Source organism: Acinetobacter sp. S54 (assembly GCF_016624945.1).
In the GTDB taxonomy this organism is placed as follows: Bacteria; Pseudomonadota; Gammaproteobacteria; order Pseudomonadales; family Moraxellaceae; genus Acinetobacter.
Map to the genome: position 1 here is coordinate 379500 of NZ_JACVUI010000001.1, position 17987 is coordinate 397486.

10 protein-coding genes are annotated in these 17987 nt (G+C 40.2%); 5 read left to right on the forward strand and 5 right to left on the reverse strand.

What is annotated here, in order from left to right:
• Position 1: 1 nt before the first annotated feature.
• The 3 genes from IAE20_RS01695 to IAE20_RS01705 all read right to left on the reverse strand — a co-directional run bounded on the left by IAE20_RS01695 (position 2) and on the right by IAE20_RS01705 (position 3874).
• Positions 2 to 2533 (reverse strand): fimbria/pilus outer membrane usher protein, encoded by a 2532-nt coding sequence (locus IAE20_RS01695; protein ID WP_227610817.1) that lies wholly within the window; start codon positions 2531 to 2533, stop codon positions 2 to 4.
• A gap of 75 nt (positions 2534 to 2608) precedes the next feature.
• Entirely contained in the window at positions 2609 to 3310 is a 702-nt protein-coding gene (locus IAE20_RS01700) for a molecular chaperone (protein ID WP_200481594.1), read from the reverse strand.
• A 27-nt stretch (positions 3311 to 3337) separates the two neighbouring features.
• Positions 3338 to 3874 carry a fimbrial protein gene (locus tag IAE20_RS01705; RefSeq protein ID WP_200459195.1) on the reverse strand — a complete coding sequence of 179 codons (537 nt, stop codon included), beginning with the start codon at positions 3872 to 3874 and terminating at the stop codon, positions 3338 to 3340.
• Between the two features lie 301 nt (positions 3875 to 4175).
• Here IAE20_RS01705 and IAE20_RS01710 point away from each other — a divergent pair, with 301 nt between their 5' ends.
• Entirely contained in the window at positions 4176 to 4514 is a 339-nt protein-coding gene (locus IAE20_RS01710) for a hypothetical protein (RefSeq protein WP_200481593.1), read from the forward strand.
• A 154-nt stretch (positions 4515 to 4668) separates the two neighbouring features.
• Positions 4669 to 6087 carry a phosphate--AMP phosphotransferase gene (locus IAE20_RS01715; protein ID WP_200459197.1) on the forward strand — a complete coding sequence of 473 codons (1419 nt, stop codon included), beginning with the start codon at positions 4669 to 4671 and terminating at the stop codon, positions 6085 to 6087.
• 66 nt (positions 6088 to 6153) lie between these two features.
• Here the strand turns inward: IAE20_RS01715 and IAE20_RS01720 are convergent, their stop codons facing one another.
• Complete coding sequence (locus tag IAE20_RS01720; protein WP_200481592.1) at positions 6154 to 7479, reverse strand: MFS transporter; 1326 nt, start codon at positions 7477 to 7479, stop codon at positions 6154 to 6156.
• A 194-nt stretch (positions 7480 to 7673) separates the two neighbouring features.
• Positions 7674 to 8183: a hypothetical protein gene (locus IAE20_RS01725; protein WP_200481591.1), complete on the reverse strand. Its 510-nt coding sequence runs from the start codon at positions 8181 to 8183 to the stop codon at positions 7674 to 7676.
• A 167-nt stretch (positions 8184 to 8350) separates the two neighbouring features.
• Between IAE20_RS01725 and IAE20_RS01730 the strand changes: the two genes are divergently transcribed.
• The 3 genes from IAE20_RS01730 (at position 8351) to recD (ending at position 17560) form a co-directional block, all read left to right on the forward strand.
• Positions 8351 to 11998 carry an exodeoxyribonuclease V subunit gamma gene (locus IAE20_RS01730; protein ID WP_200481590.1) on the forward strand — a complete coding sequence of 1216 codons (3648 nt, stop codon included), beginning with the start codon at positions 8351 to 8353 and terminating at the stop codon, positions 11996 to 11998.
• Positions 11999 to 12004: 6 nt separating this feature from the next.
• Complete coding sequence (locus IAE20_RS01735; protein ID WP_200481589.1) at positions 12005 to 15697, forward strand: UvrD-helicase domain-containing protein; 3693 nt, start codon at positions 12005 to 12007, stop codon at positions 15695 to 15697.
• Positions 15698 to 15799: 102 nt separating this feature from the next.
• Positions 15800 to 17560, forward strand: a complete 1761-nt coding sequence (recD, locus tag IAE20_RS01740; RefSeq protein WP_200481588.1) for an exodeoxyribonuclease V subunit alpha — start codon at positions 15800 to 15802, stop codon at positions 17558 to 17560.
• The last annotated feature ends 427 nt before the right edge of the window (positions 17561 to 17987 follow it).

Consider the following 17987-nt stretch of genomic DNA (forward strand, 5'->3'; position numbering starts at 1 on the left):
ATTAATGTGCTCCTACCGCATGACAGGAAAGATCAATTTCATCGTAACCCATTTCCCGATTATTCAATGTTGGCAGGCTAAACTGACATTGTTCAAAGTCCGCATTGCCCCATTTTGCAACCAGTTGTTGCTGAGATTGCACACCCGTCAGATACGCTTGTCCGTTTAATCCGACCAGACCCACATTTTTTTGAGTTTTGGCATCTAAAATAGACGAACCAGTCGTTACATATTTCTCATTAAAGCGTAAGTTGGCAAGAACACTATGTCCTGATTGAACATCAAATTTAACTTTTACGATAGCAAATTTGGTCGGTACGATATCTGTGATAACAGGGTCATCGATATTCATGTTTTGCCCAAGATCTTCAGCCTTGAGTGCTACGCGATTTCGCATATAGGCGCTAGAGCCGCTCACTACAGCATAACCCGATTGATCAATTTTCAAACCTGGTTGATTGTCTATACGAACACCTTCGGCACCTTTGGCCTCGATAATAATCGGATTGCTATACATTTGTTGTCCGAAAAGAATACCGCCAGAGTGCACTAAAATACCGCCATTTACACTTGCTGAGACTTGTTGATACTGATCTGAATACGTATAACCAAAGCTAGAATTTAGCTTAGTTCCTCTATAACTGGTGTTTAAAGCCACGCTATCATTATTGTTTTGCTCAGTATGGCTGAACTGAATTTGAGCATTCAGGTTTTTATCTTCTAGGAAAGAACCTGAGAGCGCTGTTGTGGCTGTGCTGCCTGTAAGATTAGAGTATTGATAGTCATTATTCGAGATTAGATCATATTTTTTAGCGGCACGAGGACGTTCCAATGGAATACTGATGTTAAAACCGACATTATAGTCTGCGCCTTGAAACATGGATTTATTTTTTTGATAATACAACCCATACGCGATGTCTTTATAGTTTTTGTTATAACCTATTTGCCAACTTTCCTGATTGTATTCTTTTTGCCAAAAGTCAGTTTTGGCTAGAGTAGCATAGACTTGCCCCCATTCACCTAGATTTTGATTAACAGAAATCTGAAACTGATTACGTTTATTGTAATAGGTCGACGAGTAAAAATAACGGCGGCGTTCTTGTTCACTTAACTGTTCATTATTCAGCGTGTTATTGTCATCATAGGTGTATTCATAACTCCCATTTTTCCATTGCGCCTTTTCCTGAACAGCATCGCTGAAGCTATAATAATCTTGGGTTGAATAGCGATACCCGACAAGACGAACATTGGTGCCTAAAGTATTCAATGATTTTGCATACAAAAATCTTAAGCTGATCCCCTCTTTTGTCAGTCCTTGGGCTGTTTTATTATGGGCATAAGTTAAATCACTGGAAAGGGCACCGAAATTTCCTAGTGACCATGCCAGACCTGCTGCTGCTGAATAGTAATCTTCTGAGGCAATAAGGCCTGCATAAGGCGTAAAATAATTATTGATGCCATATGCATAAGTAAACTGACCAAAATAAGGGTGATACGTATCGGTATTGCCACTTCTATACTGACCCGCAGTTAACTGAAATTTACTTTGACCCGCACGAACCATATTGGGAACTGAGGAGTAGGGCTGAACAAATTTTCGCACACGACCATCACTTTCGATCACTGAAACTTCTAGATTTCCACTTTCGTTGGCTGCATACAAATCATCGATAGTAAAGTTTCCAGGGGCTACATTGGTACTATAAATAATGTAGCCATTTTGTCTGATTTCCACTGTAGCGTTGGTTTGGGCGACTCCACGCACGACTGGTGCATAGTTCTGTAAACCAATAGGAAGTTGAATAGCATCACTGCTGAATTGCACGCCTCTAAAATTGGTACTATCAAAAACATCGTTATTACTAAAACTGTCACCAATTTCTAAACGAGTTGGAACGCTGGTTTGTAGGTCACGTTCCAGCTTATTCGATATGTTTTGCCAGCTTCCAGATTGACCTGAGTACTGGGTAAAGTTACTTTGATTGCGATAGCGCCACGCACCCCAATTCAAACCGCCATTGAGAAACAAAGAATTGTTGTGCCTATCTTGTGAATCTTTATTATTAAAATAGTTAGAATTGGCAGAATAATTTAAAATTAAGGCATTGATTCCCTGATTAAATAAACGGGTAGGTACATAGCCTCGAGCGTATTGTTGTAAGTTGACCTGAGGAATAGACAGACTTAATTTTTGTAAGCCAATATCCTGATCAATGGATACATTTGGAATCGCAGTTAAGTCATAACACCCCTGAGCATCCTGTTTTCTTTGCTCTGGAGACAAAAATAAAATATTGTAATTATCAATAAATGCCTGATCAAAGCAGGGAACAACGGTGTTTTGTCCATTTTTATAAAATTGTACAGGACGAGTATCAACTTTTTGGTTGTTGATAAAGATCGAAAAATCGTAAGTACCTGGAGCAATACTATACCCATATTTTACTGCATCAACAGAAACCTGATCGGTAACGTCCTGCAAAAATTCGGTATTAAATTCTTCATTAGCAGCATGAGCCAGTGTACAAGACATGCAAACGCATAGTGCTGTCAGTCTAAAGTACATAGCATTTAACCTTGGGTATAAAATATGCATCCCCAAAACTCGTTACTTAAGAGATACAGGGGGCATCGGGGTGTTGCCACCGTATTCATTGATATAGGTATATTGAATCTGGTGAGTATTGGAGGGTAAACCTTTTAAAACCTCAATGGTCTCAAAAGGTGGAACCATATCTCGATTGATATTTGCAACAGGCTGACTTTCATTATTTAACTTTAAGTCACCAATGGTCACGAAAAGAGGGCTTTTATTCTCAAGTTTTAGAACATTGCCATCGACAAACCAGTGTAATTTCTTAACTGCATCTACAAGCTCAATATCGACCTGTGCTGGACGATAGAAAAGTTTAATTTTTGATCTGACCGCGAGTTGTAATGTGTTTTCTATTTCAGGTTTAGGGGGAATTTCCTGAATATTAATCCAGAACTGGCTTTCCCGATCTGAAGCCAAGCCAGTTCCCGCATAAATGAAGCGAAGAACAGACTCTTTTTTAGGATCAAGTTTTAATAAAGGGGGAGTGACCACAAAAGGGACTTTATTATCCGCAAGGGGCGTTTCGCCAGCCTCAATCCAACTTTGTACCATATAGGGCTGAGATGAGTTATTTCGGATGCTCAATGTTGCAGCTTTCGCATTTGCATCATAAATTACACGACTTGCTAAGGCTTGAATCGCTGCATGACTGTGTGTTGTACAAAAGACCGCAGTCGTTAAACATACAGAAACTAAAAATTGATTCAAACGCATAATCATCTCAGCCCTTATAAACAAATATTACTTTTGTTGGATTGTTACACGAGCAACGGCGTTTGCTGCACCCGCAGCAACAGTTGCGCCAGTCGCTTGATAGAATGCTTGCAAATTCAATGTACCAGTTGCAGCGCCTGCACTACCTGTTGTTGTCACAACTGCATTTGAGGTACCTGTTGACGTTGTATTAATGGCAACGGGTGTTGCACCATCTGCACTTGTAATCGCAATACCTACGCCTGTTGCTGCACTCACTTTAAGCAGATTTGTGTTGGTTGTATCGGCAGTTCCAGTAAAAGCAAATTGGTAGCTACCAGGGTTACAATTAGAAACAGCAAGTGTAAAAGGTTGAGGACGAGATTTGTCACCTGTCGTTTTAAAGGTAGACGTCGGCCAATCACCTAATACAACATCGGAGGTTGAATTGCCATTTACAGCAACATCACAAGCAGCATTCACTACACTGCCTTTAAAGTTGATTGTACCAGCATCTGCAAAAACTTGAGTTGATAACGTCAACGTTGTTGCTGTAGCTGCAATAAGAGTAAGAATCGATTTCATTGGGGCAACCCTTTTTTAAATAGCTTAATAAATAACCGCTTTGCATTTTTTAAAGAATTCGCCAACTATGAAAATAAATACAATTATTTTGTGACGATATTCACGTTTTCAAATATACAACATTTATGCAAAAAGAAATCATTGTGTACAAAAAAAGTGTGATTTTTTTTGTTATTTTTAAAAATAGATTGATGTATGTTGGAGTTTATTGCGGTTGTGATAACTGTAAGGGCTTATTAAATAACAATAAATTTGGTAAAACATTCTTATAACTAGATAAATAAAATAGGGATGAAATGAGATGATTAAAAACATAAAAATTATATTAATTAGTATGATAGGTTTTGTGACTTGCTCGTGCACTTTTGCGGATGCTGCCGAGGTAAATTTTCTGGGTAAGATCGTAGAACCAGCATGTGATGTTTTGATACAAAAAGGAACCCATTGCCAAAAAATGCTTAAGGATACAGGCATGCATGAGGTCGCCCTTAACGCCCAATCTTTCACATCAAAAGATCAAATAGAGCAGTTTTTAAACCAACAAACACAAAAAACAAGTTCGATGGTGTCGGTTGAATTATTGAACAATAGTGATTCAACTCATCAAAACATCGGTAATCTTTTGGTCAAGTATCGTTAAATTAAAAACAAGAAAATTGTATTTTATTGCTTAAATAGATGGATCTAACGCAAATGGAGAGGTAAAAAATTAAGATTACTGCCATGGTCTGGACTTCATTTTTTTAACTTGATAATTTGGATAAAGAATCTAAAAGAAAGCTAAGGTAAAAATAATGAGTCAATCAAACACTGTGGCGACATTACGTAATGAAAATCACCTTTCTTCAGATTTGATTGAAGCCCAGTACACCTTAAAAAATAGCTGGGGTAAAAAAAATGCCAAGAGTGTCTTGATATTAGTGAGCGGAATTGAGTTAGCAGGCAAGGGGGAGTCGGTTAAACAATTAAGAGAATGGGTCGATCCGCGATATTTAAATGTAAAAGCAGATCCACCGTATATGTTGTCAAATGATCAGGCATTTTGGCAGCCTTATGTCAATTTTATTCCCCGTGAAGGCCAAATTGCAGTGATGTTTGGCAACTGGTATAGCGATTTATTAACCACCGCCATGCACGTGTCGAAGCCGTTGGATGAAACATTATTTGATGCTTATGTTGAAAATATGCGTGCGTTTGAGCAAGACCTGAAAAATAATCATGTCGATGTAGTGAAAGTCTGGTTTGATCTGTCGTGGAAATCTTTACAGAAACGACTGGATCATATCGATGCTTCTGAACGCCACTGGCATAAATTGCATGGTCTGGACTGGCGTAATAAAAAGCAATATGACAATCTGCAAAAATTACGTCAGCGATTTACTCAGGATTGGATCATCATTGATGGGGAGGATCCCAAACGACGTGATCAAAGCTTTGCACATTCGATTTTGCAGGCTCTTAAACATTTACCTGAATATCCAACGCAGGGTGAAGGAAATTGGCCTCAGGCCTTAATTCCGCAGGAATTGCTTCATCCTGCGATTGAACCTATGCAAAAGGACAAATATAAGAAAAAACTAAAAAAACTGACCCGCCGTGTTGCCGAGGCAATGCGTTATGATGAACGTAAGGTCATGATCGTATTTGAGGGCATGGACGCTGCGGGGAAAGGAGGGTCGATCAAGCGTATTATTAAACGGCTTGATCCGCGTGAATACGATATTTTCACCATCAGTGCGCCAGAAAAATATGAGTTGCGTCATCCTTATTTATGGCGATTCTGGACCAAGCTGGAAAATTGTAGTGATATCCGTATTTTTGATCGAAGTTGGTATGGGCGAGTTTTAGTCGAACGGGTAGAAGGTTTTGCCAATGAGCTGGAATGGCAACGCGCTTACGATGAAATTAATCGTTTTGAAAAAGATTTAATGGATAGCCAGACCGTAATTATTAAATTCTGGTTATCTATTAGCAAAGATGAACAGGAACGACGTTTTCAGGCTAGAGAAAAAACACCACATAAGCGCTTTAAAATTACCGAGGATGACTGGCGTAATCGCAGCAAGTGGAATGAATATTTGAATGCTGCCGCAGATGTTTTTGAAAGAACAAGTACGGATTGTGCACCTTGGGCAGTTATTGCAACTGATGATAAATATACGGCACGTATTCAGATACTCAAAACTATTTTGAAACGACTGAAAACTGATTAAATAACCAAAGAATAAAGCAGAAGGTCTGACTTGAAACTAATGCCCAAGTCAGATGCTATCAGCATATTAATGAGAAGAACTTGAAACCAGTTGAGTTTTGATGTTTGGTGGTTGAGTAGGTTGAGTAGGTTGAGATTGGCGCTGACGAAATACAATCAATGTGGCAATTAAACTCACAATTGCAGCAAACATCAACCAGAAAGCAGGCATGCTTTTACTGCCACTTTGTTCGACTAGATAAGTTGCAATCATTGGAGTTAAACCACCAAATAGAGAGGTTGCCAAACTATACGCGACCGAAAAACCAGCAATACGTACAGAGCTTGGCATCATTTCTGTTAGTGAAACGACTAAAGCACCATTATAGAAACTGTAGAGCAGTGATAGCCACAACAATGCCATGAGCATATGACTTAGACTAATATTTTGGGTCAACCAGTTAAGAAGAGGATAAGCGGTGATAAAAATAAGTGTTGTGGTGGTAATCAGTAGGGGTTTACGTCCAAATTTATCGGATAGATAACCGCCAATGGGCAATAAAATAAAATTGCTCGCACCCACCATTACTGTTGCAATTAAGCTTTCCGCAGTGGTCAGATGTAACACTTCCTTACCGTAGGTTGGCGTATAAACCGTAATGAAATAGAACATAGTCGTGGTCGTGGCTACCATCGACATTCCAATTAACACAATTTTCCAGTTCGCTGCCAATGTTGACAAGATTTGACGAGTAGTTGGATGTTCTTTGCGTGATGTAAATGCTTCTGTTTCCTGTAATGATTTTCGTAACCAGAAAATAAAGGGAATAATGGCACAGCCCACAAAAAATGGAATTCGCCACGCCCATGCATCAACTTGTGCTTTGGTAAAGGCTAGGCTCACGATATAACCTAATACGGCTGCAAAAATAACAGCGACTTGCTGGCTGGCAGATTGCCAACTGGTCATAAAGCCACGATTATGGGGTTCTGCAATTTCAGATAGATAGACTGAAACGCCACCTAATTCCACACCTGCTGAGAACCCTTGAGCCAAACGACCAATAAAAATTAGAGCTGTTGCTGCAAAACCAAGAGTAGCGTAACCCGGTGTCAGGGCGATAAGAAGTGAACCAACGGCCATAATGCTTAACGTGACCATTAGACCTTTACGGCGACCAATCCGGTCAACATAAGGGCCTAAAACAAGTGCACCAATCGGACGCATTAAAAAACTTACTGCGAAGATCAGAAAGGTCTTCATCAATGCGGCATAGCTACTGTCCGAATGGAAAAAGGTTTCACCAATGGCTTTAGCATACAAACCAAATAAAAAGAAATCGTATTGCTCGAGAAAATTACCACTGGTTACATTGAAAATTGCGCGTAGGCGTGAAGAAGATCCATGTTGCACAACGACTCTCCATAGTTTTTGTCATCGTTGTCGCAGGGTAAAAATTGAATATTTAATAAAACTTAAAAGTAAAAAAATATTTGTACTAAAATTTAAATGAATTGTATCTCATCAACTATCAGTCACTCTAACAGAGATAAACGCACCCAAGAGAATGCAGCTCAGGAACAGTTTATCTCTTGATCCATCTTAATTTAGGCGACAATGCTTGCATTTACATTCTTTTGTTGAATACGCTTTGCCAGTTGATAGCAATCTTGTACATGAGCCTCAGCGACTTTTTTCATAACGATGTAACCAAGACTAGCAGCAACAAGTTGGCCACCTAGTGGAATAAATTTGGTGACTTGTTTGGTAATAACTTTGCCAATGATGCCATTTAATGATTTTTTAACAGCAGTTCGCGCTACGACCAAACCTGAAAATTCAAAACCACGTTTGCGTAGTTCATTCCAGTGAATTCTCTTGGTTTCAGGATCATACACACTAATATGATCTGGCGATAAGCCAAAACGAGCACTAATTTCTGGAATTAGTTGAGACAAAATCCCGATATCAATGACAACATCAAAAAAAGGAATAGGAACTACAGCGGCGCCAGCGGAAAAATAGGCACGTTTTTTTACCATTTCCAGACATTCTGTGCGGATTTGTTCCAGATTTAAATTTGGATCAATCGAGTCAGGGATATTTTCTATTTTCATCGGGTTATACTCAAGTCGGTTCCTTTCGTATCATTCAAGCATGTATTTTAAATGACGTTCACATTTTTATTTCATATCACAAACGTGACATAGTTATATTTAGATGTATAGTGACGAATGTTTATGATTTTGTGCATAAAAGCATAGCTTAGTAAGGTAAGGGGTACATGGCAATACATGTCATTCAAAGTCAACGTATCGAAGTATTATTGCAAGGTCTTGCCCAAACTTCACAATACAGCCATGAACAACCTTTTCAAGTGCTTGCTACCCAGCATTTTATTGTTCCGAATGCGGCTACGCAGCAATGGTTAATTGAGAAGCTTTCAGAGCTTCAGGGTATTCATGCCAATTATCAGTTTCATCAGCGCATTCGCGGTTTTCAATGGTATGCCTACCAACAGGTATTAAGTGAACATAAAGATCAGGTACGTAAAGCCAATATTCCACGTCTGATTTTAAAATGGCGAATCTATCAGGCTCTGCATCCATACATTCAATCTGAACAGATACAAGTGGCGGTTGAACATCCCTTGCATTCTATTATTGCCAGAATTTATAACAGTGCCGATCGTCTAAGCAAAAATATAGAAAAACAACTCAAAAAACAAAGTATGTTGTACTGGATTGCAGAACAAGTCTCGCAATTGTTTAGCAATTACATGTTATATCGTGGTCATTGCCAAAAAAACTGTGTTGGAGAATGTCGTTGTTCAAATAATTGGTTAAGTGCGTGGGGAGAAAATCGCGCTCTGGACATTGAAAAACTGATCTTGAATCAGGATCAAGCGGTTTCATTGTTTCAATTGAAACAAGCTGAAGAACTGGAAGCTTGGCAACGTTGGTTATGGATAGAACATTTTCATCAGGATTTTTTAGAGATTGAGAAGATTGATGAGTTGTTCTGGCAGCAATTTGCTACTGAACATACACAAATCCACGCTCTAAAAAGATTACCGCAACAGGTCGTATTATTTACCTTGCTTGATTTGCCACCCAGCCAATTACAGTTCTTACGCCGTCTGGGGCAGTATCTGGATGTTTATATTTTTCATTATAATCCTTCCCAGGAATATTGGGCGGATAGCGTCGATCCTCTGTGGAAACAGCGTTATGATGTCGGTGTAAAAGAGCGTTTTATCGCCAAGAATCCGAAGGCAAGTGATGTTGAAATTGCCGATTTTTTTCAACAGTTTACTTTGCATTTTAATGCTGAAGCACGTGAGTCACGTCACCCCTTATTAACCCGTTTGGGTAAACAGGCACGCGATCATTTTTCGTTACTCTCGAACTTATCAACGGGTGAAGAAGGGCATTGGGTTGATGCTTTTGTCGATGCTTTCCCTGCTACTTTGTTAGGACATGTACAGTCCGATATTTTAAATTTGGTTGAACCTAAAGCGGGTCAATATTTGATAGATGCAAATGATGAGTCAATACAAATTCATGTTTGTCATTCGGGTTTGCGTCAATTGGAAGTATTACGCGACCAGCTTATTTATTGGTTAGCTCAGGGAACAGCAGAACAGCCACGTCGACCAAGTGATATTTTGGTGTTGACCCCTAATTTAAAAGCGCTTGAACCGTTGATTCGTAGTGTTTTTCCTACAACGGCGAGTGATGATCATGTGTTTTTGCCGGTCAAAATTGCGGGCATTGCACAACTAGATGTATTGAATGCCTGGCGCGCAGTTTTAGGGCGTATTCAGCTCTTGCAAGGTCGTTTTAATTATGATGAGTTTGCGGATTGGTTGAGTCTCAATGCAACGCAGTTATGTTATGGGTTAGATGACAGCCAAGTATCACGCCTATTGGAATTGTTAGCCGCAGCGGGTTTTAAACGAGGCTTTGATACAGCTCATTTGCAACAGAGTTTGGCACCAGACGATCAGGATTATCGTTATAGCTTCAAATTTGCACTAGATCGGTTGGCCTTAGGTATTGCCATTCCAGATCATGTATTATTTGAAGGAGTTTTAAGTTATGCACAAGTTCAGCCCGATGATTTTGAGCTGATTGGTAAACTGATTCAGATATATGCTCATTTTGACCAGCGTCGTTACTGGCTTGTGGCCCACGAGCAAGGCGAACAATTGGCAGTTGAAGCATGGTTAAAACGTTTAATGACGGATATCACCGAATTTGAACAAGCAGGCGTGACAGCACTGAAACCTGCGCGTGAAGCGATTAAAAAACAGGAACGGATGGTGACGTTGGCTAGCTTTTATGGTGAGGCAGAAACTCAGCATTTACGTCAAATTGCCTTACCATTACCTTATCTTATCGAAGAAATTCAGCTCACATTAGAAAATCAGACAGCACAGGCAGAACCGACGGGACAAATTACGTTTAGTCAGATTGGGCAGATACGGCCATTACCGTATCGTTTGATTGTGTTAATGAATCTGGATCAGGGACAATTTCCAAACCGTGATAGCCATACTCCGTTTGATTTGATGGACGTGCTACGACCACAACTTGGTGATCGTTCGCGTCTGGAAGATGATCAGGGCGCATTTTTGGATGCAGTATTATTGGCGCAAGACAATTTATGGCTATTTTATAATGGTTTTGATGTCAATGATGGCGAGATACGCGAACCCTCTAGTATCGTTCAGGAATTAAAAGCGCATTTGGCTTATATTGTCAAATCTGAGGTTGAGTTAGAAGAACGTGAGGGGAGCAAACGTACGCAACTCGAGCAACTTTCTATACCACCGCATTTGGCTTCTCTTTATCGAATTCATAGTTTGCAACCATTTGATGTTTCTGGGTTTACTCAACAACCTGCATTGCAACGTTATCAGGATCATTGGTATCAGGTCGCCCAACATATTCAGCAACCTCAGGGTCAGCGTCAGCCTTGGGTGAATATTGACTATCAACCCCAGTCACAAGAGTTACTACTACTTGATAGCCAGCAATGGATTGCAGATGTGACCTTTCCTGCACGTTTATATTTAAAAACATTGGGTGTCGAAAACCTGACTGAACATAGATTGCTGGATCAGGATGAACCTTTGTTTTTAGATGGCTTAGGTCGATATAGCATTCGTGAATTTTTACATCAACATCCAGTGGATGCACCTGCTGATCTATTACTGGATCAATTGCCTGTCAGTAAAATTAAATACAGTGCATGGCAACAAAGTGTGTTTGAGCAGGAGTGTTTACAAGAGCGCTTGCAGCAATACGCCATGTCGGAAACGCCGACTACCTATCGGACATGGCGGCTGTCCTCACAGTTGCATATGAATATTCAAATTCCTGCTGAGAATGTACAGGATTGGGTGAGTCTACAAGCATCGAGTGCCCGCGCAAAACGTATTGCCAAAGTCTGGCTGGAATATCTAATCTGGTTGGCTTATTTAAATCAGGGCAGGCATGAGCAGGACAAACGTCGTATTGTGGTATTTAGTGATCAAACAGTGATTTGTGAGGGGCTTAAGCCATCGCAGGCGCAAGAATATCTGAATGCGTGGTTGGTTGCATGGCAGTATGCTTCACAGCAACCTTTAGTGTTGCCTGCTGCATTGCTGTTACAACCTTTGGAAAAAGGGAAACAGTATCATTGGGAAGAAAGTGAGACGGCAACATCGCTGGTTGAAAAAGATCGGGAAAGTATTTTAAAAGCATGGAATCAAACAGGTGCTTTTAGCGCCATTGATGTGACCCAAGATGAAAGCAGCAAGTTTCATCAGGATTGGTCATTTATTTTACAACAACAAGATGCTCAGGCTTTGCTAAATGTGGCGCTGACCAAATTTTCCCATGATTTATATGCCCCAATTTTTCAATATGTGCGTACGGAGTAAGCCCTGATGTCATCTCTTTCTGCGGTGTCTTATCAGCCGATTACTGATATTGAATTTTCAGGGCTGCATTTGATTGAAGCATCGGCTGGTACAGGTAAAACTTATACTCTGTCCAGTCTGATGGTGCGTATTTTTCTGGAAAAATATTTGCCCAATCAGGTCATTGCAACCACCTTTACCCGTGCTGCAGCAGCAGAGTTGAAAACTCGCATTCGTTTGCGTGTGCAGGATACTTATACCATCTTGCAAGGTTATCGCTCTTTGACGGAGCAGGAGATTTTGCAAAAGGCTGCTCAGGAAAATGATCCTTTACTTCAGCATGTGCTGCGTCATTTTGCAACACGAATTGGCTATGCCTGTGAACGTTTAAAACTGGTACTGGATCAACTAGATGAACTTTTTGTGGGGACGCTGGATAGCTTTAGTCAAAAACTATTACGCGAATTTGCTTTTGAAAGTGGCAAGATTGAACGAGCACAAATTACCGATGATGCCAAACGCTATACCCGCCAATTGATTCACGATGTTCTTCGAGAATGGATTCAAGCGCAGCCACAACAACTTATCGATGGCCTATATAACGTGGGCGCGTTAAAAAGTGTTGACGCTTTTGTTGATGTAGTTGAAAGCTCTCTGAATTTTAGCTCTGCTCATTTTCAGACAGCTGCCATAACCTCAGTTGATTTTTCTGCTGTGACCCAATACCAAGCTATTGCACAACAGTTTAATTTTCATGATCTCGAAGCGTATTATGATTTAAATGGTGAATATTCTGACTTCATCAATGGCACTTCATTTCGCAATGGTGCTTTTCATGAATTATTCAAGATTCATTTGCCTCAGCTTTTTCAGGTTTTGGGCAGTGAAAATGGATTATTGATTTATGATCGTCCACTAGCCAATGCGCGCGAAGCAGCGTTTAAATTTTTGGAAAAATTTGAACAAGCTAAAATCTTTAAAAAATGCCCTGCTGAGGTCAGTGATGGCTTTTATCAGCATGCTTTAATACAACAATTAGTCAGTATCATCCGTGATTTGAGTACAGTTCAGGAGCAACTTGAGCAATTACAACAACATTTAAAAGCGTATCTTTGTCTTGAGGTTAAACAGCGGCTGCCACAATTACTTCAGCAAAAAGGCGAAACTACTTTTTCGCAACAGATTCGCACGCTTGCGGAAGCCTTACACGGTGAACACGGACAGCGATTTGCCATTTTTGTACAAGCGCGCTATCCCCTAATTTTGGTTGATGAATTTCAGGATACCAATCAGGATCAGGATGATATGTTAGCCAGCATTTGGCGACATCCTCAGCGTTATCAAAAGGGATGCATGATTATGGTCGGTGACCGTAAACAGGCAATTTATGGTTTTCGCGGTGGCGATATGCTGACGTTTTTAAATGCTTATCAAGATATTAAAGCTAAACAGGGACGCGAATATAAGCTGGGTTTCAATCATCGCTCGGTCAAGGAACTAGTGGAGGTGGTTGACCATCTGTTTCATCAGCAGTCTGACTTTGGGGAACATGTGATTTATGATCCGATTCAGGCAGGTTTAAGGATGCATCCTGCCTTAATTGATCAAGGACAGTCCAATGCTGCACCTTTACGTTGGATCCTGCTGCAAGATAAAACCAAAGAAGCCGAGCAAGTGGCTTGGAAAATTAGAGCCTTACTGAATCAATCTCAGTTAGGTGAGCTATATTTACATGCAGAACAGCCGCAGCGATTCATTGAAGATGATATTGCGGTGCTTTCCAAAAACCATGCGGGGCTGGATGCGGTACAGTCTGCACTGGAATATTTGGGAATTCGAGTCAATCGCCCATCACGTTCGAGTGTATTTGACCATCCGCTCGCGCAAGATGTAGCGGCTTTACTCACCGCAGTTCTACATCCTTTTGATGAAGCAAAAATAAAACGTGCTCTATTAAGTCGTCTGATCGGACTAAATCTTAAACAATTGATCGAACTTGAGCAAACTGTCGAAGGTTTGAGTCGTTATATCACTGAGTTTGATCATGTACGTGAACTTTGGTTGCAACAGGGCTTTTTAGCCGCATGGCAAGCATGTATGAGTCAGTTTAATGTCTGGCAAAATTTAGTCGCACAACACAGTAAAGACAATGAACGCAATGTCGTCAATCTGCGTCATCTAAGCGAAATTTTAAGTCAACACAGTGAGCATTATCAGGGTGCACAAAACCTATATCACTGGTATTTAAAACAACTTCAATCGCCAAGCCAGCGTGATTGGGAGATGGAACGTAAACTTTCCAGTGACGCAGGCATTCAACTGATGACTATTCACCAGTCCAAGGGACTGGAGTTTAAAGTCGTATTTTTATTGGGTGCTGATAAGCCTTTTAAAGATCAAAATACAGCATTAAATTTTTCAACAAAAGAAGTGATTTATCCTGAAAATGGTCAAAGCAAAATTGAACGGGTCATCGCAATTAAGGATAAAACACGTTTAAGTCCAGAAGCACTTGAGCAGAATGATCAACGTAGCAAGGCTGAACAAAACCGATTGTGGTATGTAGCACTCACCCGTGCCAGCCATCGAGTTTATGCCATGATGCAGGATCAACAACAAAAATCACGGGATGCATTGGCGTTTTGGAGGTATCAAAATGGTGTGTTTCAACATCATTATAGTGCTGAAGAAGGTGAGCTAACGCAATGCCCGCCCCCTTTTCAATCAACGCAAAACAGTCAAAGTTGGAGCTTATCTGCACAACCTTTGCCAACGCAACGGTTTTATCCGCGTGGCAAAACTAGTTTTAGTTATCTAGCACATCATTTAAAGCCTCGTCAGGTTGCCAGTGATGCATTGGCTGCACAGGAGCAAACATTTGAGCAGGCAGAAGATGAACAGGATCAATTGAGATTTGAGATTTCTAGTTCGACACAGCCGCTTTTTTGGATTCAGCAAAACTTCCCTAAGGGCACATTGGCGGGTAATTTTTTACATGAAATTTTTGAACATTTAAATTTTCAGGATCAAAGCGAGTGGATCACTGAAATTCGGCGTCGTTTCAAAAATGATTATGGCAGTTTATGGGAGCAGCTTTATACAATTTATCAGCAGGATTTTCCAGAACAAAAACAGGATGAAAGCTTACTTTATCAATGCTTAGCCGACTGGTTTAAGCAAGTTTTAGTGACCCCCTTACATCAAGGTTTTCAGTTGCAACAATTGCAGGCAGGTCAATTTTTGTCTGAATGTCCGTTTTATCTGGCTTTATCTGACCGAGTGCTCGCAATGCGCCGGATCCAGCAACTATTTTCAGAATATCAGATCGAAATGCCTGACTTTTTAGATGCTTATTCTGCCCGTTATTTAAATGGTTCAATTGATTTGATGTATTTTGATGGTTCACGCTTTCATATCGCTGATTATAAAAGTAACTATCTCGGACATGATTTTAATGATTATCAGCCCGAGTCAATCCAGCAAAATATGTGTCAATCTAGCTATTGGTTACAGGCCGCATTATATCTGGTTGCTTTACATCGGTATTTAAAAGTGAAATTGCAAAATTATCAGATTGAACAGCATTTGGGCGGGGCAACTTATCTGTATTTACGAGGAATGAATGGGCAGACCCAGCAAGGTTATTATTACTGGAAACCTGAAATAGAGTTTATTTTGCGGTTAGATGCTATTTTGGGCTACTTTGCTGAGGATAAATGAGGTCAATGAATGCGGATAATTTATATAAATCAATAATAATCAAATACTTAATTTGTGGATAAATGTGTTAATAAGCTTGTGGAAAAACTTGAGGATAACCGTGTGGAAAAGCAAAAGCTCGCTGAAAATGCAGAATTAACATGGCTTAAAGACTGGAGTGAATATCTGACTCAAGCACCATTCAATCTCAGGGAGCGCAATTCTGCCCAAATTGCGGCGCTGTTGCAAGCATTAATTGAAGCGAGTTTACAAGGCGATAGCGGTTTGGCGATTTCTTCAGCAATGCTTTCAGAAATGGGGGATTTTATCCTCCATGAACAGCAGGCTGAAACACAGATTGCCCCCATGATTTATGATGGCGAATTATTGGCTCTATATCGTTATTGGTCGCTTGAACACCGTCTGTCTAACCAGATCGCACGCTTAAGTAAACAGTTTATTGAGGCGGTTGCGATTGAAGCTTATCAGGATTTATTAACCGATCCCTATCAGCAGGCAGCTTTGTCAATGGTGGCTAGCCAAACGTTGAATATTATTACGGGTGGGCCAGGTACGGGAAAAACTTATACGCTGGCACGAATTATTGCAGTTCTTAATCAAGCGATTCCAGACATTCGGATTGCGATGGCCGCACCGACAGGTAAGGCTGCCCAGCGGATGCAGGAGGCTTTACAAGCCTCTTTTAATGATGAAAAGCTTGTAGCTTCAGGATTAGTGACGGCAAGCTTGAAGCAGCAAAGTACACAAACCCTACATCGATTATTAGGCTTGGGAAATCGTCAGGTTCCGCGATTTCATAGTCGACAGCCTTTACCGTATGATGTGATTGTGATCGATGAAGCTTCTATGTTGGATTTAAATCTGGCCACTTTATTACTAGAAGCGATTCCACTGCATTGCAGAGTGATCTTATTAGGAGATGCAAAGCAGTTAGCCTCAGTTGATGTAGGTTCAGTTCTGGCTGATTTACAGCTGATCCCTAAACTTGCCAAGCATCGGATCAACTTGCAGAATAGCCGTCGTTTTAGTGCGGATGCCAAAATTGGACAATTGGCACGTTTTATTCAATCTGTAGATAATGAATTACCAGCAGCACAGGTTTTACAACAGTTTGAACAAGAGATCGTTGTATCTGCTCCCTTACAGAACATTGAACTGACACCTTCTATGAGCGATGTGGTACAGCTTGAATATATACCTGAAGCCGTAACTGACGTTATCTCTTATTATGAAAGATTGATGTTGGGATTTCGCCCGTTCCTAGAACAGCTCAAAGCCTATCAACAGATGGACTATGCTCAGGAAAATATAGAAGCTGTGATTCAGGCATTTGATCAATATCGTATTTTGGTGGCTATTCGGTTTGGCAATTTTGGTCTTGAACAGATGAATCGTTATGCCGAACAATGGCTAACCGAACATTTATCCGTCCTACCTGTGGGCGGGTGGTATGTTGGGCGCCCAGTCATGATGACATATAACGACTATCAACTCGGTATCTCCAATGGAGATATCGGCTTATGTTTCCGACATCGTATACAACCTGAACTGTATGAGGTTTATTTTCCGAGTCTGAATAAATGGGTTGCTGCACATCGTTTACCCAAAAATATTCAGACGGCATTTGCCTTAACCATCCATAAATCACAAGGTTCAGAATTTGCGCATACTGCTGTAGTATTTGACCATTCTGCGGAAAAATTGCTCAGCCAAGAACTGATTTATACAGCGATTACCCGAGCGAAAAAGGTGATCAGCTTGTTAGTTGATCGCGGTGCATTGGCTCAAGCTTTAACGGTTCAAACGACACGAAAAAGTGGATTGGTTAGAAAAATTAATAAAAAAATTGGTTTGTTAAGTTGACTTGTGCAGTAGACAGATCTGTACGAAAATGCTTACAAAGATTCGAGAAATTTGCTCATAGAGTAAATAACTTTTTTTTGAGATCATAGTCATGCACAAAAAGCTCAGTAAGGAATGCTGAGGAAATCGCAAAACAATAACGATAAAGTTGAAAAACAGCGAACTTACAGTGAAGTAAGTGATAAGCGAGGAAATTTACAGCCGCTAAGCCTTGTAGTTTTGGGAGAGACTACAGGGCTTTTTTATTGTTATTAAGTTATTTTAATACGTTTAGAATTTAACCAAAAAGTAAAAAATATAAACTAAATTTAAAATAATCGATTAAATATCAATGAACTAATAAATATGTAAGTTTTAACTTACATATCGATACGAAAAATACTACTTTTCTACATAATTACTTGTGGCAGAATGGCAAGGGTAAGAA

What these genes read in the sequence shown, in the direction of transcription:
- IAE20_RS01695 (WP_227610817.1), bottom strand. Translation starts at nt 2,533, where the DNA reads ATGTCTTGTACACTGGCTCATGCTGCTAATGAAGAATTTAATACCGAA.
- IAE20_RS01700 (WP_200481594.1), bottom strand. Translation starts at nt 3,310, where the DNA reads ATGCGTTTGAATCAATTTTTAGTTTCTGTATGTTTAACGACTGCGGTC.
- IAE20_RS01705 (WP_200459195.1), bottom strand. Translation starts at nt 3,874, where the DNA reads ATGAAATCGATTCTTACTCTTATTGCAGCTACAGCAACAACGTTGACG.
- IAE20_RS01710 (WP_200481593.1), top strand. Translation starts at nt 4,176, where the DNA reads ATGATTAAAAACATAAAAATTATATTAATTAGTATGATAGGTTTTGTG.
- IAE20_RS01715 (WP_200459197.1), top strand. Translation starts at nt 4,669, where the DNA reads ATGAGTCAATCAAACACTGTGGCGACATTACGTAATGAAAATCACCTT.
- IAE20_RS01725 (WP_200481591.1), bottom strand. Translation starts at nt 8,183, where the DNA reads ATGAAAATAGAAAATATCCCTGACTCGATTGATCCAAATTTAAATCTG.
- IAE20_RS01730 (WP_200481590.1), top strand. Translation starts at nt 8,351, where the DNA reads ATGGCAATACATGTCATTCAAAGTCAACGTATCGAAGTATTATTGCAA.
- IAE20_RS01735 (WP_200481589.1), top strand. Translation starts at nt 12,005, where the DNA reads ATGTCATCTCTTTCTGCGGTGTCTTATCAGCCGATTACTGATATTGAA.